At 44.7% G+C, this 22673-nt stretch carries 21 protein-coding genes; all 21 read right to left on the reverse strand.

Annotated elements, in window-relative coordinates; genetic code table 11:
* Positions 1-4: 4 nt before the first annotated feature.
* The 21 genes from fliM to ACOSVQ_RS04700 all read right to left on the reverse strand — a co-directional run bounded on the left by fliM (position 5) and on the right by ACOSVQ_RS04700 (position 22630).
* Positions 5-1066, reverse strand: a complete 1062-nt coding sequence (fliM, locus tag ACOSVQ_RS04600; RefSeq protein WP_491981391.1) for a flagellar motor switch protein FliM — start codon at positions 1064-1066, stop codon at positions 5-7.
* A gap of 7 nt (positions 1067-1073) precedes the next feature.
* On the reverse strand, positions 1074-1568 hold the full coding sequence (gene fliL / locus ACOSVQ_RS04605; RefSeq protein ID WP_491981392.1) for a flagellar basal body-associated protein FliL: 495 nt from the start codon (positions 1566-1568) through the stop codon (positions 1074-1076).
* Between the two features lie 43 nt (positions 1569-1611).
* Positions 1612-3474: a flagellar hook-length control protein FliK gene (locus ACOSVQ_RS04610; protein WP_491981393.1), complete on the reverse strand. Its 1863-nt coding sequence runs from the start codon at positions 3472-3474 to the stop codon at positions 1612-1614.
* Between the two features lie 147 nt (positions 3475-3621).
* Positions 3622-4068 carry a flagellar export protein FliJ gene (gene fliJ / locus ACOSVQ_RS04615; protein ID WP_491981394.1) on the reverse strand — a complete coding sequence of 149 codons (447 nt, stop codon included), beginning with the start codon at positions 4066-4068 and terminating at the stop codon, positions 3622-3624.
* A gap of 7 nt (positions 4069-4075) precedes the next feature.
* The gene (fliI, locus tag ACOSVQ_RS04620; RefSeq protein ID WP_491981395.1) at positions 4076-5398 is read right to left on the reverse strand and encodes a flagellar protein export ATPase FliI; all 1323 of its coding nucleotides are present in this window, start codon (positions 5396-5398) and stop codon (positions 4076-4078) included.
* On the reverse strand, positions 5398-6201 hold the full coding sequence (gene fliH, locus ACOSVQ_RS04625; RefSeq protein ID WP_491981396.1) for a flagellar assembly protein FliH: 804 nt from the start codon (positions 6199-6201) through the stop codon (positions 5398-5400). The genes fliI and fliH overlap by 1 nt, the downstream gene beginning before the upstream one ends.
* A gap of 169 nt (positions 6202-6370) precedes the next feature.
* Positions 6371-7420, reverse strand: coding sequence for a flagellar motor switch protein FliG (gene fliG, locus ACOSVQ_RS04630; RefSeq protein ID WP_491981397.1), 1050 nt, complete (start codon positions 7418-7420; stop codon positions 6371-6373).
* Positions 7413-9161, reverse strand: coding sequence for a flagellar basal-body MS-ring/collar protein FliF (gene fliF, locus ACOSVQ_RS04635; protein WP_491981398.1), 1749 nt, complete (start codon positions 9159-9161; stop codon positions 7413-7415). The genes fliG and fliF overlap by 8 nt, the downstream gene beginning before the upstream one ends.
* A 14-nt stretch (positions 9162-9175) precedes the next feature.
* A complete protein-coding gene (gene fliE, locus ACOSVQ_RS04640; RefSeq protein WP_165311993.1) occupies positions 9176-9487 on the reverse strand; it encodes a flagellar hook-basal body complex protein FliE in 312 nt (103 codons plus the stop codon).
* A gap of 87 nt (positions 9488-9574) precedes the next feature.
* Positions 9575-10984: a sigma-54-dependent transcriptional regulator gene (locus ACOSVQ_RS04645; RefSeq protein ID WP_491981399.1), complete on the reverse strand. Its 1410-nt coding sequence runs from the start codon at positions 10982-10984 to the stop codon at positions 9575-9577.
* A 2-nt stretch (positions 10985-10986) separates the two neighbouring features.
* Positions 10987-12039, reverse strand: coding sequence for a sensor histidine kinase (locus ACOSVQ_RS04650; protein WP_491981400.1), 1053 nt, complete (start codon positions 12037-12039; stop codon positions 10987-10989).
* Between the two features lie 124 nt (positions 12040-12163).
* A complete protein-coding gene (locus tag ACOSVQ_RS04655; protein ID WP_491981401.1) occupies positions 12164-13627 on the reverse strand; it encodes a sigma-54 dependent transcriptional regulator in 1464 nt (487 codons plus the stop codon).
* A 233-nt stretch (positions 13628-13860) separates the two neighbouring features.
* Positions 13861-14271 (reverse strand): flagellar export chaperone FliS, encoded by a 411-nt coding sequence (gene fliS, locus ACOSVQ_RS04660; protein WP_491981402.1) that lies wholly within the window; start codon positions 14269-14271, stop codon positions 13861-13863.
* An 11-nt stretch (positions 14272-14282) separates the two neighbouring features.
* Positions 14283-14588 (reverse strand): flagellar protein FliT, encoded by a 306-nt coding sequence (gene fliT / locus ACOSVQ_RS04665; RefSeq protein ID WP_491981431.1) that lies wholly within the window; start codon positions 14586-14588, stop codon positions 14283-14285.
* Between the two features lie 4 nt (positions 14589-14592).
* Complete coding sequence (fliD, locus tag ACOSVQ_RS04670; RefSeq protein WP_491981403.1) at positions 14593-16581, reverse strand: flagellar filament capping protein FliD; 1989 nt, start codon at positions 16579-16581, stop codon at positions 14593-14595.
* Positions 16582-16602: 21 nt separating this feature from the next.
* Positions 16603-17064 (reverse strand): flagellar protein FlaG, encoded by a 462-nt coding sequence (gene flaG, locus ACOSVQ_RS04675; RefSeq protein ID WP_491981404.1) that lies wholly within the window; start codon positions 17062-17064, stop codon positions 16603-16605.
* Between the two features lie 75 nt (positions 17065-17139).
* A complete protein-coding gene (locus tag ACOSVQ_RS04680; protein WP_491981405.1) occupies positions 17140-18270 on the reverse strand; it encodes a flagellin in 1131 nt (376 codons plus the stop codon).
* A gap of 225 nt (positions 18271-18495) precedes the next feature.
* Positions 18496-19635 carry a flagellin gene (locus ACOSVQ_RS04685; RefSeq protein WP_491981406.1) on the reverse strand — a complete coding sequence of 380 codons (1140 nt, stop codon included), beginning with the start codon at positions 19633-19635 and terminating at the stop codon, positions 18496-18498.
* A gap of 258 nt (positions 19636-19893) precedes the next feature.
* Complete coding sequence (locus ACOSVQ_RS04690) at positions 19894-21027, reverse strand: flagellin (protein ID WP_491981407.1); 1134 nt, start codon at positions 21025-21027, stop codon at positions 19894-19896.
* Between the two features lie 135 nt (positions 21028-21162).
* Positions 21163-22068 (reverse strand): Dyp-type peroxidase, encoded by a 906-nt coding sequence (locus ACOSVQ_RS04695; protein WP_491981408.1) that lies wholly within the window; start codon positions 22066-22068, stop codon positions 21163-21165.
* A 97-nt stretch (positions 22069-22165) separates the two neighbouring features.
* A complete protein-coding gene (locus tag ACOSVQ_RS04700) occupies positions 22166-22630 on the reverse strand; it encodes a DUF2919 domain-containing protein (RefSeq protein ID WP_491981409.1) in 465 nt (154 codons plus the stop codon).
* Between the last annotated feature and the right edge of the window lie 43 nt (positions 22631-22673).

The following is a 22673-nucleotide window of genomic DNA, read 5'->3' on the forward strand; positions in this document are numbered from 1 at the left end:
TTCCTTAATCAATCAACTCTTCGTCGTCTTCATCTTCCTCATCATCAATCTCAGCAATTATGTCTTTGCCAAGGAATGCGAGGTCGGTTTTGACCACATCAGGACGTCTAATTTTCTCTGAAATCTGAACTGCCATTTTCTCACCGGAACGTCCCATTTTGACGCGGTAGGTTGGCAATTCTTCAACAAACATAATGGCGTGTTCAGGCATTTTAATTGGGATGATGTCCCCTGCTTGAAGCTCCATGAGATCGCGCAGCGCGATATCTTGTTCTAATAAGTTAACGCGGAAGTTAACCGGCACATCCATGATCTCTTCACGTAGTGCTGAGCTCCAACGAACGTCGGTTTCCATCTTGTCAGACTGAACACCGGCATCCAACAGTTCACGAATAGGTTCAACCATTGAGTAAGGCATAACGACGTGGAAATCACCGCCACCGCCATCAACTTCAATATGGAACGAACTCACGACAATCACTTCAGTCGGGCTCACAATGTTCGCCATACTTGGGTTCACTTCAGAGTCCAAATATTCAAACTCAACCCCCATCACTGGAGACCATGCTTCTTTGTAGTCTCCAAAGACGATTTTCAGTAGTAGTTGAGTAACACGACGCTCAGTCGGCGTAAACTCACGACCTTCGATACGCGCATGATAACGGCCATCGCCACCAAAGAAGTTTTCTACCAAGATGAAAACAAGGCGAGCTTCCATGGTTACCAAGGCCGTTCCTTTTAAAGGACGGAAGCGAACCATGTTCAAGCTGGTTGGAACATAAAGTGTGTTTTGATATTCGCCGAACTTCATCATCTGCACGCCGTTAATCGATACTTCGGCGGTTTTTCGCAACATGTTGAACAAGCTAATACGCATATGACGAGCAAAACGTTCGTTGATCAGCTCAAGCGTTGGCATTCGACCACGGACAATACGATCTTGTGACGAGAAGTCGAACGAGATCGCACTCTCATCCGAAGAATCGAGATTTTCTTCTACTTCGTCAACGCTATCTACCCCGTGGAGTAGCGCATCAATTTCGTCTTGGCTTAATAGATCGGTCACACTTCACCTACTGCATTACAAAATCTGTAAACAACACGCGTTCAATGACAGGCTTTCCGACCACCTTTGTCATCGCAGCTTTTATGTCGTCGGTCGCTTTATCACGTAATTCAATACGCCCTGTTGCTTCTCGTAATTGCTCCACCGTTGCCGAAGCAAAGGTTGCAAGCAACGTACTTTCAATTAAAGGTGAGTGGTAACGAGCCAAACTGTCGTTGTCACTGCCTCTCACCATTAACTGTACTTTAATCTGCACAACGCGATTACGGGTGTCACCAGTCACGTTAAATACGAATGGCTGAGCAATATTCACGTAAGAAACCGGCTCAACCTGAGTTGGTGCTTGGTTAGCACTCACTTCACTATCTTGAGCTGAATCGTCTGACCCCATGAAAAAGAAGGCTGCACCACCGCCAATTAATAACACGACGACGGCAATAATGATGATCAGTAGTTTCTTCTTTCCTTTTGGTTCTTCTGCTGGGAGTTCTTCAACAGCCATAACGTTCTCTATGTTGTTATTTTTTAATTAAGATTTACTTAGTTTAAGCGTAATAACTGATTCCATCACGCTTTGCTGCCACATTCAAATCAAGTTTGACGTTTGTATCAAGGTTTTCTTCACTTTGACGCTGATCACCGCTCGCAGATTGACCACCTGAACCATCGCCGCTTGCTGCATAACGTTGTTGCTGACCTGAACTTTGTTGCTGAACCGAGGTGTCGCCAAGTTGTACACCTTGGTTATTCAACATTTCACGCAGTCTCGGCATTGATTGTTCAAGTGCATCACGAGCTTGTTGGTTCGCAACAGTAAAATGAACGGTTGCGCCATCGCCATTCATATTCATACGAATATGCATACGTCCGAGCTCTGGTGGATCGAGACGAATATCGATGTTTTTCAAGTTTTTAGATAGCATCACTTGAACACGTTCAGCCATCTGCTCTGCTGCCATATCTCCGCGAGATAGCTGCAAAGGCATATTTTGTTGAGCTGCTTGTAATGGCTCGCTGCGCAAAGCTTGAGGACCATTAAGACCTTGCTGACCTGCCGCGGCTGAAAGTTGTTGCGCTAGATGAGCGTCTGCTGAACCTTCCGTTCGTTTATTGCCATCCATCAACGAACTCAGTGCTTTCGCGCCAATTCCGGCTTTGAGTGCCGCTTGATTCACCATAGGGTCAATCTGGTTTGCCATACTACCCGCTAACATAGGGTTAGCTTGAGCATTAGTAACTTGCTGTAACTGTGCTTGCGCTTCGGCATGTTGAGGTAATTGCGACTGCGCCAGCATCGCTTTATCCGCTTGATTCAGCGTTGCTTGAGGTACCTGTGCACCTTGAGGAAGCTGTTGAGATGTAGCTACGTGCGCCGCTGCTTTCGGTTGTACTTTGCCGTCTAAGCTATTTACTGCGTTATTGGCTTCAGCTACTAGCGACTCACCCATTACAGCTGCTTTTTCAGCATTTGCATTTCCCCATGGAATAGCTGCAGGCGTCATTGACGCTAGCGCTTCTTGGCTTGCGTCTTGACTCTGTGCGCTTGCTTCTGGGAACTTAGGCTGTTTAGCTAGGATTGCAGCCTGTTCACTTTCACTTAACGCTTGTAAGTCTTTTGCGTTTTTCACTGATGCCGTTAGTGGGTCAATGCTCTCACTCGACTGATTCAATGCTGCCTGATTCAGCGGTTGCAATTGCGCTTTATCTTGCTGATGTGGCTCTTGCTCAAGGGCTAGCTTCTGCTGCTCGGAGTGCATTGGTTTCACTTGAGACTGTTGAGACTGCTGAGACACGTTGAGATGCGCAACTTGCTCTTGTGCAAGCTCGTCATCACTACTAATCTCTTTCCCAACCTGAACCTTTTCCGCTTTGATCGGTTTTACGGGAAGGTCACTCTCTTTCTCATGTGGCAAAGCTTTGCCATCAGTTTTAACCAGTGTCTGATTAGCCTCTTGCAAACGGCCTAAAATCTTATCGCCATCATCCATTGCTTTCGCTGTTTTGGCTTTTAACTCAGCATGTTCAGCCTCTTCTGACGCAACAAAGCGTTTAAGTGTATCTGGAATTTCTACACTCTCTTCTTCGGCAACCACTTTCGCTTTTGATGAAATGTCAGCGTCTGACTCAGCTTTTACGCTTGAGTCTTCCCCTTCATCGCTCTGGCTAAGAAGTTCATCTGTACTGGTCGCTTTCACTTCTGAGTTTTCTACAGACTTGCCATCTTTGGCAGCACTAGAATCACCAGTGCTCGTGGAAGCATCGTTTTTACCAAGCAGCAGTGAAGCCAGTCTGTCCAAAAAGCCTTTGGACTCTCCGCTTTCACCACTCACTAAGTCTTGCGAAGACGCAGACTTAGTCACGTTGGTGACTTTCGAAGTCTCTATTGAAGGAGTTAAATTGACATTCATAAACAGCACACTCGCCTTTGTCACTGCAAACCTTTGCCGCTTAGGACTGAAATTGTCCTGCTACAAAGGGCTGCACATCTATTCGCGTTAAAATTGTATAGAGAATTGCAAAAAGCGAGCCAACCGCAGAAGGGATATATCGAGGAATTAAAGTGAATTCGTTCGACGTCGATTAAAGCTCAGAGTTGAAAACTCATCCATCATCTTTTGGTCGCGTTTCTCTTGTAATCGTTGACGCTCAGTCTGTTTTTTCTCAATTAGCCACTCATAAGAACGACGCTGCTTACGAACATCCATCCAATAAGATTCACAGCTATCAACCTGAGATTTAAAGTGCTGCTCTGCCTGACGCTGCTTAGATAACGTTTCATCAAGTTGGGTCAAGAAACGGTTTAAGTGTCCGTACTGACTAGCCGTGAGCCCCGACTGTCCTCTAGATACAAGTTGTTGACAGTAGTCGAGCCGATACTGCTCAATCTGTCTAAGCTGATGATAATAGCCTTCTAACTCACTGCGAGCTTTGCCAAGCGCCATTAGCGCTTTATCTTCTTTGCTTTTTGCCTGTTCAAGCAGGAATTCAAGAGCGTTATCCATTTAGCCATTACCCCACATTGAGTACATTTTTCAGCATGCTAATACACATGTCATAAGGTACTGACTCTTTCATGGTTTGCTGCAAGAAGCTGTCAAGTTTCGGTTTAAGGGTAAATGCACTATCAATCGCTGGATCGGTACCTGGCTTATAAGCGCCGATAGAAACAAGATCTTGGTTTTTACGACAGGTCGACAATATCTGACGAACCGCTTTGGACATCAGTACATGTTCATCAGTGGTGATTTGCGGCATAACACGACTGACGGATTTCTCAACGTCAATCGCAGGATAGTGTCCAGCATCAGCCATTTCACGAGACAGTACAATGTGACCATCGAGAATCGCTCGCGAAGCGTCTGCGATAGGGTCTTGCAAATCATCCCCTTCGGTTAATACCGTAAAGAATGCTGTGATTGATCCTTGATGTGGACCACCGTTACCAGCGCGCTCCACCAATGCCGGTAATTTAGCAAAAACAGAAGGTGGATAGCCTTTTGTTGCAGGCGGCTCACCCACAGATAGCGCAATTTCACGCTGTGCCTGAGCAAAACGAGTTAACGAATCCATGAGCAGTAACACATCGAGACCTTGATCTCGGAAATACTCTGCGATGGTTAGCGCAGTTTGACACCCTTTGAGACGCATCAGAGGTGATGCATCCGCAGGTGCTGCGACCACAACGGAACGTTGTCTGCCATCAACACCCAAAATCTCTTCAATGAATTCTTTTACTTCGCGTCCACGCTCACCGATAAGACCAACCACAACAACTTGAGCTGTGGTGCCTCGGGTCATCATGCCCAAAGTGACAGATTTACCAACACCTGAACCGGCAAACAGGCCGATACGTTGACCTTTACCAACCGTCAACAAACCATTGATAGCTTTGATGCCTACATCCAATGGCTCACTAATTGGCTTACGCGCTAACGGGTTGATAGGGTCTGCATTGAATGAAGCTTTTTGATCGGTATAGATTGGCCCTAAACCATCCAACGGTGTTCCCACACCATCGATGACTCGTCCAAGTAGCTCCATACCAACGGGTAAACCCGCTTCTTCTGTAAGAGGAGTAACTTTCGCTCCCGGAAGAACGCCAGTAATTTGTTCACTCGGCATAAGAAACAGACGATCGCCTGAGAAACCAACTACCTCAGCTTCCATCGAACCTGACATGGTTTCTACACTACACAAACTGCCAATAGGCGCACGACAGCCCGTAGCTTCCAATGTAAGCCCAACCACTCTCACCAATTTGCCAGATGCAATTGGACGACTAGTGAGTCCGTGGACTTTGTATTGTGAGAGTCTATCAGCGAGTTGTAGCATTATTCGTTGCCTTGGTGATGGCGGTTAGTACCGCAGAAGCTGTGCAGCACATTACGTATTCTGTCTTCCATTCGGTAATTTACACTGGATTCGCCCGCTTCGATTTGTACATCACCACGGCTTAAAGCTGGCTCGCTGATCAATGTCCAATTGCGAGCATCCAACTCATTTTCACCATAGGCATGCTTTATGACTTCACAGTCTTCAGGATGCAGCTTCAACGTAATAGCATGACCAGCTATAGGCAGGGCTTCAACCGATGCTTTGACAGTATCAAGAATCACTTGTGAGTTTGTGCTAACTTCAACACGCACAACTTCTTTGACCAGAGAAAGCACCATATCCACCAGCTGCTTTTCAACTTGTGCATTCATCAATTCAAGTGGCTGAGCGAATTGGTTCGCCAGATTCATGAATACTTGGACATGTTCCTGAATAATTTGCTGCCCAGCTTCTAAGCCTTCAGCGCTTCCCGCTTGAAAGCCCTCTTCATGACCGACTTTGTGCCCCGCATCCTGACCTAACTGAAAGCCTTCTTGATAGCCTTCTGCTTTGCCTTGCTCGATACCTTCTTGATAAGCCGCTTGTTTAATTAATTCAATTTCTTCTTCAGTAAGAACGACAGGCTCTTCTGCTTCAGGCTCATCGAAACTCGGAATCCAGCTAGGATCATAATTGAACGCAGTTTCCTTCGCCCTTTTATGAGTTTCAGAAGTGTAGTCTGGAAGACCCCACTTCTTTGCCTTATCAATAGTTTCATCAGAATCGAGACGGATAAAACCGCGTTTTCTTTCACCTGACATCTCATTTCCTATCTAAAGATAAAAAGGCCGGCTGGTTAGGCTGGCCTTATGGGCTGTTGTTTTGTTTGAACAACAGTCCCGATTAAAAAGACCTGTTTTTACAAAACCAATGATTAACTTGGTAAGCGCAATCGCTTAAAAAACTCGCGATCTATCTAAGCTTAATGTTTTATAAGAACTCGTCTGCGCCACCACCAAGTATTAACTCACCGTTGTCAGCCATACGTCGTGCAATAGCAAGAATCTCTTTCTGTGCCGTTTCAACATCCGAAACTTTGATTGGTGGCATCGCCTCCAAGTCATCTTTCATCAGTTCAGCAGCACGTTTAGACATGTTCTTGAAGATCTTCTCACGTAACGTATCGTCAGCACCTTTAAGTGCTTTTTGCAGAACATCTTGCGGTACGTCACGCAGCAATTTCTGAATACCTTGATCGTCCACTTCCACCAAGTTTTCGAAGACAAACATAAGGTCTTGAATTTGTGTGGCCAAATCTTCGTCTTGGTCGCGCATTTGATCCATAAGTGCTCCCTCGATGTTGTTGTCGAGGTAGTTCATGATATCTGCCGCCGCTTTCAGGCCGCCAATCTTCGCAGCTTGTGCTCCCGCTTGACCTGCGAACTGTTTCTCCATGATTTCATTCAGTTCAGCCAGTGCTGAAGGTTGAACTTCTTCAAGGTTAGCAATACGCATCATTAAGTCTAGACGGTCACGCTCAGCAAACTGAGCAAGAATCTCAGCAGACTGGTCTGGATCTAAGTAAGACAATACGATGGTCTGAATTTGCGGGTGCTCGTTGACGATGATGCTCGCTACCTGACGAGGATCCATCCATTTCAATGAATCCAGACCTTTCGAACCGGTACCCAATAGAATCTGGTCAACAAGGTTATTAGCCTTATCTTCACCCAGTGCAGCAACCAGCGCTTTACGCATGAAGTCTTCGCTACCCATACCAATGTTGGTGTATTTCTGGATGTCTTCTAAGAATGCTCGGTGTACCGCAGTTACCTTACCTTGGCTCAGGTCTTTTGCTCGAGCCATTGCACTACCTACACGTTGAACCTGCTTAGGTTCAAGGTGACGGATAATCGCTGCTGCGTCCGCTTCATTGAGACTTAATAGCAAAATTGCCGCACGTTCCTCACCGGGAATTTCCGCAATTTCTTTCTCTAACTCAGTCATATCGCGGTTTTGTTTTGCAATTTCATTAGGCATCGTTAGCCACCCAGTTCTTCACTACCTGAGCTGCAAGCTCTGGCTCGTTAGCCACTAGAGCACGTACTGCTTTCAGTACATCCTCATCTTTATGTAAGTTAGGTAAATCAATGCCAGAGCCAAACTCAAACAATTCACCACCTTCAATATCACTACCAATTAGGCTGGTTTCACCATCGATACCAATCGGTAAACCATCTGGGCCGTATAGTTGATCGTCGTCATCCGCTGCAGGGTTGAGTAGTTTCTTCATTGCAGGACGAACAAGCACTAGTACGATAACCATGATAACCAAGGCACTTGCTAGCCAGCGAATCCAATCGTTGAAGTTCGGATGCTCCCAAATTGGCACATCGGCAATGGCTTCAACTTCAGGTTCAGCAAAGTTCATACTCAATACGTTCAGTAGGTCACCACGGCTTTCGCTGTAACCCACAGCGCCAACAAGAATTTGTCGAATCGCTTGTAGTTCACTGTCACTTACAGGGGTATACGTCACTTCACCTGTTTCAGGGTTCACTTGGCTACGGTTTTTCACTGCAACCGCTACCGTTTGACGATTAACGACACCCGTTTGGCGGCGTTCATGACTGATAGTTGTATCTAACTCAAAGTTACGTGTCGCTTCTTTGTGAACAGAACCCTGTCCCATGAGCGAACCATCTTTCATTTGAGCCACATCTTGTGGAATTGACGCATCCGCAGGAGGCTGGTTACTCAACGCTCCAGGAACGCCAGCAATCACATTACCGTTGTTGTAATCTTCTAACGTGTACTCACTACGCGTTGACGGTGTATTTGGGTCAAAACGTTTACGAGTCTGCTCAACTGCACTGAAATCTAATTCAACGTCCACTTGAGCTGTGTAGTTCCCCAAACCTAAAATCGGAATCAGTACTGAGTCAATTTTTTCACGCAAGCCCTGCTCTTTCTTACGCTCAGCTTCTTGCTCTTTACGACGAGCTGCAGTAACTGGGTCTTGAGAACCAGAACTTAGAAGACGACCATGTTGGTCTGTCACAGTTACACGGGTCGGTTTCATACCAGGAACTGCGCTAGCTACCATGTCGACAATAGAATCAACTTCTTCTTGTTTTAGATCGGTGCCAGTGCGAAGCGTCAAAAATACCGAAGCGGAAGCCTCTTGATTTTGGCGTACAAACACACTTTGTTTTGGTAGAGCGAGAAGAACACGCGCTTTGTTCACTTGGCGCATCTCTTCAATACCTTTGGCAAGCTGACGCTCACGGCTGAGTTTCAAACGCTCTTGTTCAAGACGTTGTGAAACACCAAAGCCCATATCTTGCAGTAAGATATCGTCGCCTGCCTGACGTTCTTGATTTAGACCAGCGCGAACCATATTCAGTTTAAGGCTGTTGTAGTCAGATGTCGGAACTAAGATAGTATTTCCATCTAACTTGTAGTCTTGTTTTTGTTGGTCGAGGTAATCAAGAACAGGAATAAGTTCTTGTGTGTCGTATGCTCCTAACGGACGCATTTCTGGCTCTTTTACCCAGAAAAATAGCATCACGATTAAAGCCACACAGATTGAGATAGAGAGAACTAGGACAACTTGGCGTAGTAAGTCCAAGTCACCCATAGAGAAGTCCATTTTTGAGGAGCTTTTTTCTTCAGCATCTAGGTTTTGGGTCCCCATATCGATGTCAGAACTCGACATCAATGCATGGTCACCGCTGCCATTGCTTAAAGTAAGATCGGTTGTTTGCTTATTATCAGCCACAATTCACACCTTTCTTAAACTGGCATGTTCATCAGTTCTTTGTACGCATCAACAAGCTTGTTGCGTACCTGAATAGTGGCCTCAAATGCCACGCTCGATTTGTTACGAGCGATCATGACGTCAGAAAGAGACACATCTTCATCACCACGATCAAAGCGCATTTGTAGGTCGCTTGAGGTTTTCTGTAAACCATTTACGTTGTTGATAGCTTGTGAAAGCATATCGCCAAAATCAGCGCCAATTTTTTGTCCTGTTGGTGCTGGGCGTGAGTTGGCAGCTTCTACCATCATCGCCTGCATTTCGCTTTGTAAACCGTTTATATTCATTACTACCTCAAAAGCCAGAACTTTGACTAAACTTCATCTCTGTTCAGTAATGCAGCAATTTATGTGCCACTCTGAAATAGGACTGAATTAGCCCGGGATATCCATCCCTGCATCACGCATTTTCGCTAGCTTATAGCGCAGTGTTCTCGGGCTAATACCCAGCTTTTCAGCCATCTCTTTACGACGACCATTACACTCGATCAACGTCTCCATGATGATAGCGAACTCTTGATCACGCAGCTCACCACCAAGGCCGGCACTGCTATTTGCAATTTTAGCCACATCAACCTGAGCAATTGGCTTGATTTCAGGAGTTGCGATGGTTTCGCCACCTTCAACCAATTTCTGCAAACTAGAAGCATCTTGCCAATCCAGCCCTTCAAGCAAGATATGCTCTTGGTCGATATGACCATGTTCGCTAAGAATCAGAGCACGCTGCACAACGTTATCCAGTTCGCGCACGTTACCCGGCCATGAATAAGCATTTAGCTTAGTCACTGCGGAAGCAGATAGTTTAGGCACTGGCATACCTAACTTCTTACAGTTGCGTTCCACTAAATGATTCGCTAACGGTTCGATATCGGCTTTACGATCTTTCAGTGCTGGCCATGAAATTGGGAAAACATTAAGGCGGTAATATAAGTCTTCACGGAAGTTGCCTTCTTGAACGTATTGCTTTAAATCTCGGTTACTTGTCGCTAGCACACGAACGTCAAGCTTGATTGGTTTACGGCTGCCTAAGCGCTCTACTTCGCGCTCTTGTAGAACACGCAATAACTTAGCTTGAAGGTTTAAATCCATCTCACTGATTTCATCAAGCAAGATAGTACCGCCTTGAGCCTGTTCAAATTTACCCGGACACGCCTGAACCGCACCGGTAAATGCGCCTTTCTCATAACCAAAAAGCGTCGCTTCTAACATGTTATCTGGAATGGCAGCACAGTTGATGGCAATGAAAGGGCCATCTTTGCGCAATGAAGAGTTATGGATATAACGAGACATTACCTCTTTGCCTGATCCGCTTGGCCCCAAAACCATCACGTTGGCATCGGTTTTCGCTACTTTGTCAGCCAGAGCAAGCAGTTTAAGGCTTTTCTCATCAGCCACGACAGCATCACCGTTGTCGTCCGATTTTACCGGAGCATAGCGGCTCACCATGTTCAGCAAAACTTCTGGCGCGAATGGCTTAGCCATGTAGTCAATTGCACCGTCTTTCATTGCAGAAACGGCATCTTCGATGTTGGCGTAGGCAGTCATTAGCAGCACAGGCAGATTTGGCCAATGTTGTTTAATGTTGCGCAGCAGAGCAAGACCACCCATACCGCCCATTTGTACATCCGAAACCACTATATCCACAGAGTTGTTTTTGAGTTTCACCAAAGCATCTTCAGCACTATCAGCTTCCAACCATTCGTATCCGGCTAGTGCTAAGGTGTCTACTAAGGCTTCGCGTAGGCCTTCATCATCTTCAACGATTAAGACTTTGCTTTGTGCCATCATCATTCTCCAGTTTCTGTGTGAGTGGATTCAGTGTGATTTTGCAAAGGAATACATACGGTAAAACAAGCACCGTCGCCTTCTTCAGAAATCAATTCTAATCGCCCGTCATGTGCACGACAGACCATTTGTACTACCGCTAGACCTAAGCCCGTGCCTTGAGAACGAGTGGTAAAGAAAGGTTCCATGATCTTACTTTGTAACTCTAAAGGCACACCGGGGCCATTGTCCTGAACGGATATTTTTAGCTCTCCATTCACTGGTCGGAAGAAAACATCGATTTGAGCTTCTTTGCCAGCTATCTGGATCGCATTCATCACTAAATTACTTAATGCTGAAGCTATCGCATTTGCGTTGCCCAGCAACATCGTCTCTTGTTCTTCTACTTCGAGACAAAAATCAATTTGGTTATTTTTCAGCGCAGTCTCAACCATCGGAGAAAACTCTCCAACCAGTTCAGCAATGGAAAATGGTTTGACGACTTTGTTGTCACCGCCTTTAGCAAACAACAACATATCATTGACCTGTTTTTCCAAGTCATACAAACGATCCATCAATTTACTTTGAAAGCGCTCACGGGTTGTCGTGGGTAAATTGGGTGCTCCTAGATTAGAAGCATAGAGCATGGCACTGGATAGTGGTGTTCTCACTTGATGAGCAAGCGAGGCGACCATTCGACCTAGCGACGACAGCCGTTGTAAATCACTAACACGAGCCTGCAGCAAACGCGTCTCTGTTAAATCTGTAATCAAAATGAGCTGACCAGTATTGGACGCAGAAATAGCCAAGCGTACTTTACGACCATTGCGTAGTGAGATTTCATGACCGTCATCTTCACGTGGAGCAAAGGCAATTTGGATGATGGCATACCAACGTTCGCCCAATAAGGGAACATCCAATATTCGCTGCGCTTCTGGGTTAGCTTCACGCACAACCCCTTGGGTATCGAGCAAAATCACGCCCGCAGGCATGACATCAAGAACCTGTTTATAGCGTTCTACTTGGTCTTCGAGTGAGTCTAAATGTGAATGCTGCTCTTGCACTTGGTCTACCATCGTCGAGAATCTGCCTTCCAATACAACAATAGCCTGTCACGCAAAATGCATGCCAGGCTATTTTATATATTTTTCAACACGTTAATGCAATGACAATAAATTGACTCACATGTTTAACGGCTTTTTAGCGCTGCATATTGTACTTACGCATCTTCTCAACCAAAGTAGTTCGGCGCATGCCTAACATATCTGCCGCACGTGCCACTACGCCGCCCTGAGCTTCCAAAGCTTGATTAATCAGGCTAACTTCCAAATCAGCTAAAAGCTCTTTCAAGTTCACGCCTTCTGGTGGAAGTGCTTGCGGTACATCAACATCAGTAAAGCTGTCTGAATCGTCCATGTTGAAGTCTTCAGAGAAGATGCTATCAAGCGCATCTCGCTCCTGATCTTCCACTGAACTAAACCGGCTTGGCTCTGGTTGAAATTCTGGAATATCACTGTAACGATATTTAGTTGGTAGATGGTTTACGTCAACCAAGCTATTTGGGTACAGGATAACCATACGCTCAACTAGGTTTGCCAACTCACGCACGTTACCTGGCCAATCATGTTCCATCAAAGAGTTGATGGCTCTTGGGGTATAGCAGATAGGCTGAGCCCCTTCTGCTTCCATACGAGTCATCAGTTCACGCAATAGCAGAGGAATGTCTTCTTTGCGCTCTTTAAGTGAAGGCATCTCAATTGGAAAAACATTCAGACGATAATACAAGTCTTCGCGGAAGCGCTGATCTTCGATCATGCTTTCTAGGTTTCGATGTGTTGCAGCGATTATGCGTACATTTGCTTTAATGGTGGCGTTTCCGCCGACTCTCTCAAAACAGCGCTCTTGCAATACACGCAGCAACTTGACTTGCATGGTCATCGGCATATCACCGATTTCATCGAGAAACAGAGTGCCACCTTCAGCCAATTCAAAACGGCCTTTACGAGCAGTAATCGCTCCAGTAAATGCACCTTTTTCATGACCAAATAATTCACTTTCCAATAAATCCGCTGGAATCGCACCACAGTTAATCGGCACAAACGGCCCACTTCTGCGCGGGGAATGGTAGTGAATATTTCTTGCGACAACCTCTTTGCCAGTACCAGATTCACCTAAGATCAATACGTTAGCTTCTGTACCAGAAACTTGTTCAATCAGATGGCGAACCTCTTGGATACCATTACTTTGCCCCACCAAACTGCGAAATAGAGTGTTCTTACGGTCAGAGGCAACAACATTGATACCTTGACGACCTAAAAATGCTTTGCAGTGACGAAGCGCTTCACTCAGTTGTTGATAGTTAAGAGGGAACTCTAACTCACCAACAAATTGAGAAAATTCTTCCAAAGAGTACGGCTGCTTATCCGCCATTAAAAGAGGGATATGGTTTGCGTTAGCTAGTGCTGAGGCTAATGATTCTGGCAGTTTATGATCTTTCAACGATCCAATAATGCATCCTGTCCACGTTGCCGACCAATTGATTTGATCAGCCAGCGAAGACTCTATTACCTCACACTGCTCTCCTACAAATTCTAATATGATACTGAGATTAAGACGAACGGACGGATCATCTTCAATCACAAGCAATTTTGCTAAACCTTGCATAGGTGAGATTATTTGCCTTCAATCTGGAAAGTTGGATGTATTTGCACGATGAGTATCGCTAATCGGCTGAATTAGTCTTTTAAGTAGCACTAAATAAACGATAGTCAATTTGTGAAAATCAGCAACAAAAAAAGCCATTAGGCTATCTAATGGCTTCTATTCTATGTGATAAAAAAAATAAGGCAACCAAGCAATTAGCTGGTGTGAGCTCTGTTAAAACTTTCAGAGATAACTTACAAACCTACGTCATTTGAGGTCAGATTGTGGTATTCCGCCGGAATCTGATCCCATGCTGATTTAATTTCACGAATAATATCGATCACGTCGTCCACAATCTGTGGATCGTTTTGATGGTTTGCAGCTGCAATTTGCGTGATCATAAACTCATAAAGCTGGTCTAGGTTCTGCGCAATTTCACCACCATCATCCATAGATAAACAGCTACGTAAGCTAATAATGATGTCCAAAGCTTTACCAAAGCGTTCGCCTTTCACAGGAATATTTCCCTGTAGCATTGCTGCTTTACCTTGAATCAAACGTTCAATAGCACCAGCCATCAACATCTGTACAATCTTATGCGGTGAGGCCGCACTTAGCTGGCTATCCACTGATACTTTTTTGTACGCCTGCAAAGAACCACGCATAGTCTTCCTCTTTATAAAAACTTTTTGTATTGCTGAACTGATTTATTACCGTGACGGAACTTTTGTAAGTCTTTACCAATTAACACGGTTTTTGACTGCATCAACTCAACAAGTTGTTGTGTATCTCGAACTGCATCTCGCCAATGTTGGGATTTGCCAAATGCTGGGTTTTCTGACACTTGAGTCAATAACACCTGCAATAACTGTTCCCTTATATCGACAAGTTGAATAATTTCTTCAACATTTATATCGTCAGCTGCCAATAAATCTTTAATCTGATTATCGACATCACTCAACTCTTTCAGTTGATCATCCATCATATTAGCCTAGCGCGTTCATCATGCCGGCTAACTGAGATTGCATTTTGCCTGTCGCATCCTGCATGGCCGAAAACTTATCGAAAGTACGTTTTTCTAAACTGTCCATACGGCGATCAAGCGCTGCTTGGTCATCGTTGAGACGGTAATTTCGCTCAGTGAGTGTCTTTTCACGATTACGAATAACACCTGTCACACCGGTCATACCCTGAATGGCATCTTCGACTTTCTTCGCAAAGCCCTGATTACCACCAAAAAAATCTCCCAGCTTGGTGAAGTTGTTATTTAATTGACGGTCGAGCATATCATAATTGATTTCCATCGTCCCTTGACGAGTGGTCGTGATCCCAAATTCCGTCAAGCTTTGAAGCTTCTCTGGTGCTTGTTCAATTTTAGTCGAGAAGACTGATTTTAGTCGGGAGTCTGCACTGCGAACCACACTATCACCAGCTAAAGGTCCTGCTTGCCCCGTACGAGGGTCGACACCCGATAGCTCTTTAGATACTTGATAAAACTGGTTATAGGCGTTGACGAACTGCTCTATGTCTTCACGAACACTGTTACGGTCGTATTCAATATCAATTTCAGTAGGCTGCTGATTTCGGTCAGTCTTACCTTTTAAAGTTAAGTCGACACCTTCAATCGCATTTTCAATCACATTGTTCTTACTTGATAGCTTAGCAACACCGTCGAGCACAACTAATGAGTCTTGTGCCGATTGCACCTCTGTCATGCCTGTATAGGCATCGAATGAATCTTGCGCCGCTTTCAGTTGGTCGTTCACCGATTCAACTTTCTCAAGTAACTCACGTTCTTCTGGCGTCAGTTTGGCGCGAGCGATAGCTTTCGCTTCATCCGGTGACATATCACCGTTTTGCACCGCAGAACGAATATCCGCTTTCTCTTGCGCTAATCTTCGTTCAAGTGCTTGTTGGGCTTCTTTTGGTGTGACATAGGAGTCAACAAGCGTGCCTGACGCAGTGTTTGTCCACCCCGGAACGTCTTGAGATTTATCTATCGCTTTATCATCAAGCTCTGGTTCAGGCTCATAGTAAGAATCTAACAAAGTACCAGATGCCGTTTCAGTCCAACCAGGTATACGCTCTTCAGGCTTTAAGTACTTATTTACATCTGAACCAGCTTTGGCCGCTGCTTTCACTGCAGAATCGGAAAGCTCATTACTATCGCCAACGGCTTCATTGTTGTTTTGGGCTACTTGCTGAACTTGCGCTGCGACTGATTCATCAATTTCTCGTGCCGCATTTCCAATTTTTTCTGCCACTTTAGCGGCAATCTTTTGCTGCTCTGGTGTTAGAGGGGCAATGAGCTGCTGAGCTAAAGCTCGCGCTTTTTCAAGATCTTTTACGCGGTCTTCTAATGTTTTGTATTCAAGAGATTTGAGCGGGTCACCTGCCTGCGCTTGTGCAGCAATGGTGACTCGATTTTCTTCACCAGAAAGGTTCGACGCAACGATTAAACGAGGCCCGTCAACGTCGTTGATTACCGACGCTCGCACACCTGGGTTACTTTTTTCACCGTTGATGCCGCGAACAATATCGATAAGTTTAGATTGGGGTTTTACTTCTATGTTGAAGCTTTTGGTACCTAGTGAAATTTGCAGCTTACCCGGGCCAAATTTCGCGTCTTGTGGAAGCACATTTGACGCAATTTTATGGCTCTGAGCAAGCTGCAACACATCTACTGAGTATTTACCAGCAATGGCATCAGTGGTTGCGGTCGCGACGACAGATTTTTCATCAGAGGTATCCACAGAACGAACTGCAAACGCCTTTTCCTGACGAAAACTTGCCATTAGATTTTTCATCGTATCCAGCGACTCTCTGAGTCGGCCATAGGCACTAATACTGGTATCAATACCAACGCGCTCATTGTCAATTCGTTGCTGTTTAGGAACACGCTCCGAATTAACAATTTTGCTGACCATTGAATTAATATCAAAGCCAGTGTTCATCCCCATTGGGCCTAAACTCATTCAACCACCTCAAAAATATATTTACACCTTAGCCGACAATAAGCCCGATTTATGGTCCTGCTGTCGGGAAAGACGTCGTAATACTTCAAGCATTTCTTCTTCAGGAATTTGTCGGATAATGTCGCCCGTAGAGGCTTCATACACCGTTACAACATCCCGACCGGATTCTTCATCAATTCTGAAAGATAGCCCCTTGTTGATAGATTTAACAAAATCGCTAACTTGTTCTACCATTTTAGCTCGTCGTTCTTCATTCAGCTTATCTCGTTCGCGAGAACGTTCAATTGCTGCGTCAACCGACTGCTGCTTGGACTTTTCCAGTTGATCCGAAATATGCTCATAAATCTTACTTGAGCTTTCTACCGGTCGATCTTCCCTTTTCGAAGTCGAAATGTTACTTACGCTTTCATTTTCTGAAGCAAATTTGATGCCACTTTGTGAGCCGAAAGGCTGGACGTTCGATGTGTATAATGGTACTTCCATAACAATCTCCCTTCCACCTTAGAGGTAACTTATCTCCAACTATGCTACCCTATAAAGCTCAATTAACTTAACAGGTTAACCTAGTAAGCTAAGAGCTGCAGATGGTGACTGCTTCGCTTGCGCCAATACAGACGTACTCGCTTGTTGTAGTATTTGCGATTTCGTCATTGCAGTGGTTTCGCGCGCGTAATCCGTATCTTTAATACGGCTACGTGATGCATTCACGTTCTCGTTGATGTTCTCTAGGTTGCTGATCGCATGACCAAAACGGTTTTGGAATGCACCTAGTGAAGCACGTTGGCTATCAACCGCTTTAAGTGCACCGTCGATAACAGAGATAGCTTCTTGAGAGCCACCTATTGTTGATACGTCGATGTCTTTTACAGTCATAGCTTGAGCTTCGCCAAAGCCAATCTCAGCACCAAGATCACCACCGATAGTCACATCACCTTGAACTTTTTGAGTCGCTGCGAAAAGTTGTAGCTTACCACTTTCACCTACTGACGCTTTAATGTCGTCATTTTGGCCGTTAATGTAAGTTGCTACTTCTTCTAAGTCATCGCCTGCTTTTGCAGAGATAGTGACTTCACGAGCTTCACCCTGTTTGTTGGTGTAGTTCAGTGTAAGATCTTTCGCTTCGCCTACTTTCCAATCAGACGCTTTGCCTTCTTGAGCACGGTACGCTTTACCACCCATGTCGGTAGTATCAGAACGCATGTTACCCATAGATAAAGCAACAGCTTCACCAGAATCAGCACCGATTTGGAAAGATTTACTGCCAAAGGAACCGTTCAGTAGTTTGTTACCACCGAAGGATGTTGTTTCAGCAATACGGTTTAATTCGTCGTTAAGTGCAGACACTTCTTCTTGAATCGCTAGACGCTCAGAACGTGAGTTCGAACCGTTAGAAGATTGTAAAGAAAGGTCACGCATACGTTGAAGGATGTTGGTAGTTTCATTCATTGCACCTTCAGCAGTTTGTGCAATAGAGATACCATCGTTCGCATTTCTTACCGCCATGTCTAAACCACGGCTTTGAGAAGTTAAACGGTTTGAAATTTGTAGACCTGCAGCATCATCTTTTGCGCTGTTGATTCGGTAACCCGAAGACAAACGCTCCATAGATTTTTGCGTGCCGTCCGCCGCGTTGTTCAAATAGCGCTGAGCAGTCATCCCCGCGACATTCGTATTCACACTTATTGCCATATTGATCTCCTTAGGCAGATTGTTGACGTGCCTTCGAGTCTCTCACCTCTCTCCGGCACACCTCATTTCTCTCGTATTCTGTAACGGCGGAGAATTAATAACCTTTAGAGAAAAAATATAACTTTTTCTTAAAATGATTGAACAAATGAATATTTAATAACCAAATCAACAAATTAAATGCAAAAAAAATCCAGCCGAAGCTGGATTTTTTCATCTCGAAGCAGATTAACCTAGTAGGCTAAGTGCTGCGTTTGGAGCCTGTTTAGCTTGAGCCAATACAGTGCTTGATGCTTGAGAAAGAATTTGAGACTTAGTTAGTGCAGTCGTTTCTTTCGCGAAGTCAGTGTCTTTGATACGGCTCTTAGAAGCATTCACGTTTTCGTTAATGTTGTCTAAGTTGCTGATCGCGTGGTTGAAACGGTTTTGGAAAGCACCTAGTTCTGCACGGTGGCTGTCCACAAATTTCAACGCTGAGTCAATGATAGCTACAGATTCTTGAGCGCCACCTACTGATGTTACGTCGATAGCATTAACTGTTACCGCTTTACCTTCAGCAGAGCCTAGGCCTAATTCACCAGCTAGAGCACCACCAAACGCTACTTGACCGTCTAGTTTGTCAGTACCAGCGAATACTTGTAGTTTGCCATCTTCGCTTACAGACGCTTTAACTGTGTCTGTTTGACCGTTGATGTAAGTTGCAAGCTCTTCGATATCATCACCAGTTTTTGCAGTGATGCTGATAGTTTGCTCTTGACCAGCTTTGTCTGTGTAAGACATGGTTAGGTCATTTGCATCTGATTTAACAGACCAGCTCTTGTCTTTGCCTTCAGCTGCTTGGTAGCTAACACCACCCATTTTTGAGTTGTCGCTACGCATGTTGTTTAGGCTTAACATTACCGCTTCACCTGAGTCAGCACCGATTTGGAATGACTTAGTTGCGAATGTGCCGTTAAGTAGCTTGTTACCACCGAAAGATGTTGTTTCTGCAATACGGTTTAGTTCGTCATTTAGTGCAGATACTTCTTCTTGAATCGCTACGCGCTCAGACTTAGAGTTTGAACCGTTAGTAGATTGTAGTGACAAGTCACGCATACGTTGCAGAATGTTAGTTGTTTCATTCATCGCACCTTCAGCGGTTTGAGCGATTGAAATACCATCATTTGCGTTACGAACTGCTACGTCTAGGCCGCGGCTTTGAACGTTCAAACGGTTCGAGATTTGTAGACCAGCTGCATCATCTTTTGCGCTGTTGATTTTTGAACCAGACGATAGGCGCTCCATAGACGTTTGTTGTGCGTTAGTTGCGCTGTTTAGGTAACGTTGAGCTGTCATCGCTGATACGTTTGTGTTTACATTCACTGCCATGGTGATTTCTCCAATTGATTTTCCGGTAGTTCAGGTTTCCGACGTCTCGGAAAACCAAGTAGTTCTCTCAAAGTTACTTTCTATAACGGCCCCTATTCGGGAACCTTTAGAATTTTTTTTCGATTTTTTAAAAAAAACTTCGTTTAGTGGTTTAAACGTGACGAAAGCATTAAAAGTTTTAAAAAGTCGATTTATTCACTAAAGGTTTACCAAACTACGTCGATACACCTTGTTTTTCTTTTTACTAAAACCAGCGAGTTATCCAAGTAACACTAAAGCCATATTCGGCTGTTTCTTGGCTTGAGCTAGAACAGATGTACTCACCTGTTGCAGAATTTGTTGCTTGATCATTTGCGTTGTTTCTTTCGCATAATCTGCATCTTTTATACGGCTGTTAGACGCCGCTAGGTTTTCATGCACGTTGTCTAGATTATTAATCGCGTGAGTAAAGCGGTTCTGTAGAGCACCTAACTCCGCACGATGGCTATCAACATATTGCAGTGCAGTATCTAAAACGGAAACAGCCCGTTGTGCGCCACCAGCACTGCCAATATCCAAATCATTGACTGATTCATAGCCTTTGAGACCCATTTGAAGCTCATCAGCTAAATTGCCACTGAAAGACAAAGTTCCTGACGTCTCTTTACCCGCCATGAAAATCTGCAGTTGACCATCTTCATTAACAGATGCTGAAACAGCATCCGTCTGACCATTAATGTATGTCGCCAGCTCTTCAACATCGTCACCTTCTTTAGCATGAAGTTGGATAGACGATTCTTTTCCAGACACATCGACATAATGAATAATGAGTTGATTGTTACCTTTCGACACTTGCCATTGTTCATCCAACGAGCGGCGAGCGATATAGCTAAACCCACCCATATCAATGCTGTCAGAACGCATGTTTTTCAGCGATAACTGAACCGCTTCGCCTGAGCTTGCGCCTATCTGGAATGATGATTGCCCAAAACTGCCATTGAGCAATTTTCGCCCACCAAAAGAGGTAGTTTCGGCAATTCTATTCAATTCATCGTTCAAAGCGCTCATTTCTTCCTGCAAAGCCTTTCTCTCTGCTTTACTGTTAGAACCATTCGCCGATTGAAGTGATAAATCACGCATACGTTGCAGTAAGTTAGTGCTTTCTTGCATCGCACCTTCCGCCGTTTGCATGATAGAAATACCATCGTTTGCATTACGCACAGCAACATCAAGCCCACGCATCTGCGTTTCTAAACGATTCGAGATTTGCAGACCCGCAGCATCATCTTTGGCACTATTTATCTTCTTTCCCGAAGATAAGCGTTCCAAAGATTGATTGAGCATATCTGCAGCTGTGCTCAAATGGCGCTGTGCCACAAGAGCAGAAACATTGGTATTTACCGTTACCGCCATACAGACGTCATCACCTTTACTGGTTAATTCTGTTAGCTATATCGGTGGAGTGAGGTTTTTCTTTAGAAACAGTTTCACGCGATACAAAAAAGCCGAGCATCTTAGCCCGGCTTTAGCGTTCGAATTACTTGTTTTTTATGCTTTTAGAGACAAGCTCGCCAGCATTTCCAGAGAAGGAGCAAAGAAGTATGCCCCCGTCACTGCATGAGTAAAACGAAGCAGTTGGTCTGTTTTACCATCCGTCACACCGTACATGCTCTCTAACATCACTTTCATGTTATGTAGCGTATGGCAGTATGAGATAAACAGTAAACCGTGCTCACCACTCGCAGTACCATACGGCAAGCTGTGACGAAGGATCTTCAACCCTTTGCCTTCTTCTTTAATATCAACACGACCTACGTGAGAGGCAGCAGGAACATCATCTAGTTCAATAGAATCTGGCTTGGTACGGCCAACCACTTTTTCTTGCGCTGAAATATTGAGTCGGTTCCAAGCAGGCAGATCATGCACGAAACGCTGTAGCAATACGTAGCTACCACCAGCGAACTCGCTGTCAGCAATCACCGCCACATCTTTACGCTTTTCATCTTTAGGGTTTTCTGTACCGTCAACAAATCCTGTCATATCACGAGCATCTAAATAGCGGAAACCGTATGTTTCATCGACAACAGTTACATCTTGAGCAGTTTCAGCTAAGAAAGTACGTAATACATAAAACAGTAAATCGTGACGAGTTGAATGACAGTGGATTAAAACATCGACATCAGTGCTAGGCGCAACAACTTTACCTTCACCCAAAGTTTGGAAATCGATTAGCTCTTCTGGCATTGCTACATCAAGCTGTTGCCAAAATGCTTTGGTAAAAGAGACAGATACCGTTAGGGCAGCCCCCGGTTGATTCGCATTGATATCCGCAATTTTTGCTGGCAACGCTTGAAGCTGTTCTAAAACGTGAGCGTGGTTCTGGCGAATTTTCAAAAGGCTATAGAGTGCAAATGGGCCTGCTTCAGGCAAAATTGCAGTCTGTGACATTGACATAAAAAATCCTCACTATTCATTTATGCTCAGTGGCTATGGACTTAGTGTAATTAAAAATAATTTCTCTATGTTGACCATGATCATGTGTTTCCAACGATCATGTCCGATACAAAACAGGGACTTGAAAGCAATCTTTAACGCTACGGCTGTTATAAACATATAAGGTAAACCACAGCAATAGCAACAAACTTAAGGCTGAAATCCAGCTAAAAGAGCCGTGCTGCAAATAGACGTGATATCCGGTTTGAATAAACTGCGCGAGTGCAGTGAACAAGGTCACCTCTCTGCCCCATTTCACCAGTGATATCGCCCATCGCCTCTCAGGGTGTCTTAATCCGACCAACCACATCATAGTAATACTCGGCACACCCATGGCTAATCCTAGGTATAACATCGAGTGGTCTAGATAAATCAAACCCAAAATCTTTGGCCCACTGTCACGACTGGCGCCAGCCATTACAAACACAATCCATGCTTTCGACAAAAAAAACCAACCTAGCCATAACCATTTAGGTGCCTTTAAAAAGCCGTTCGCATCGTATTGTTCTATTGAATAACGCACAGTGTTCCATCTGAATTTGCTACTTTTGTTACACGTCCACTTT

It is taken from the genome of Vibrio sp. HM8-C (genome assembly GCF_058630515.1).

Bases quoted from the DNA above. Each gene is read 5' to 3' on its own strand.
- fliL (WP_491981392.1), bottom strand. From the start codon at position 1,568: ATGGCTGTTGAAGAACTCCCAGCAGAAGAACCAAAAGGAAAGAAGAAA.
- ACOSVQ_RS04610 (WP_491981393.1), bottom strand. From the start codon at position 3,474: ATGAATGTCAATTTAACTCCTTCAATAGAGACTTCGAAAGTCACCAAC.
- fliJ (WP_491981394.1), bottom strand. From the start codon at position 4,068: ATGGATAACGCTCTTGAATTCCTGCTTGAACAGGCAAAAAGCAAAGAA.
- fliI (WP_491981395.1), bottom strand. From the start codon at position 5,398: ATGCTACAACTCGCTGATAGACTCTCACAATACAAAGTCCACGGACTC.
- fliH (WP_491981396.1), bottom strand. From the start codon at position 6,201: ATGTCAGGTGAAAGAAAACGCGGTTTTATCCGTCTCGATTCTGATGAA.
- fliG (WP_491981397.1), bottom strand. From the start codon at position 7,420: ATGCCTAATGAAATTGCAAAACAAAACCGCGATATGACTGAGTTAGAG.
- fliE (WP_165311993.1), bottom strand. From the start codon at position 9,487: ATGAATATAAACGGTTTACAAAGCGAAATGCAGGCGATGATGGTAGAA.
- ACOSVQ_RS04645 (WP_491981399.1), bottom strand. From the start codon at position 10,984: ATGGCACAAAGCAAAGTCTTAATCGTTGAAGATGATGAAGGCCTACGC.
- ACOSVQ_RS04650 (WP_491981400.1), bottom strand. From the start codon at position 12,039: ATGGTAGACCAAGTGCAAGAGCAGCATTCACATTTAGACTCACTCGAA.
- ACOSVQ_RS04655 (WP_491981401.1), bottom strand. From the start codon at position 13,627: ATGCAAGGTTTAGCAAAATTGCTTGTGATTGAAGATGATCCGTCCGTT.
- fliS (WP_491981402.1), bottom strand. From the start codon at position 14,271: ATGCGTGGTTCTTTGCAGGCGTACAAAAAAGTATCAGTGGATAGCCAG.
- fliT (WP_491981431.1), bottom strand. From the start codon at position 14,588: ATGGATGATCAACTGAAAGAGTTGAGTGATGTCGATAATCAGATTAAA.
- fliD (WP_491981403.1), bottom strand. From the start codon at position 16,581: ATGAGTTTAGGCCCAATGGGGATGAACACTGGCTTTGATATTAATTCA.
- flaG (WP_491981404.1), bottom strand. From the start codon at position 17,064: ATGGAAGTACCATTATACACATCGAACGTCCAGCCTTTCGGCTCACAA.
- ACOSVQ_RS04680 (WP_491981405.1), bottom strand. From the start codon at position 18,270: ATGGCAATAAGTGTGAATACGAATGTCGCGGGGATGACTGCTCAGCGC.
- ACOSVQ_RS04685 (WP_491981406.1), bottom strand. From the start codon at position 19,635: ATGGCAGTGAATGTAAACACAAACGTATCAGCGATGACAGCTCAACGT.
- ACOSVQ_RS04690 (WP_491981407.1), bottom strand. From the start codon at position 21,027: ATGGCGGTAACGGTAAATACCAATGTTTCTGCTCTTGTGGCACAGCGC.
- ACOSVQ_RS04695 (WP_491981408.1), bottom strand. From the start codon at position 22,068: ATGTCAATGTCACAGACTGCAATTTTGCCTGAAGCAGGCCCATTTGCA.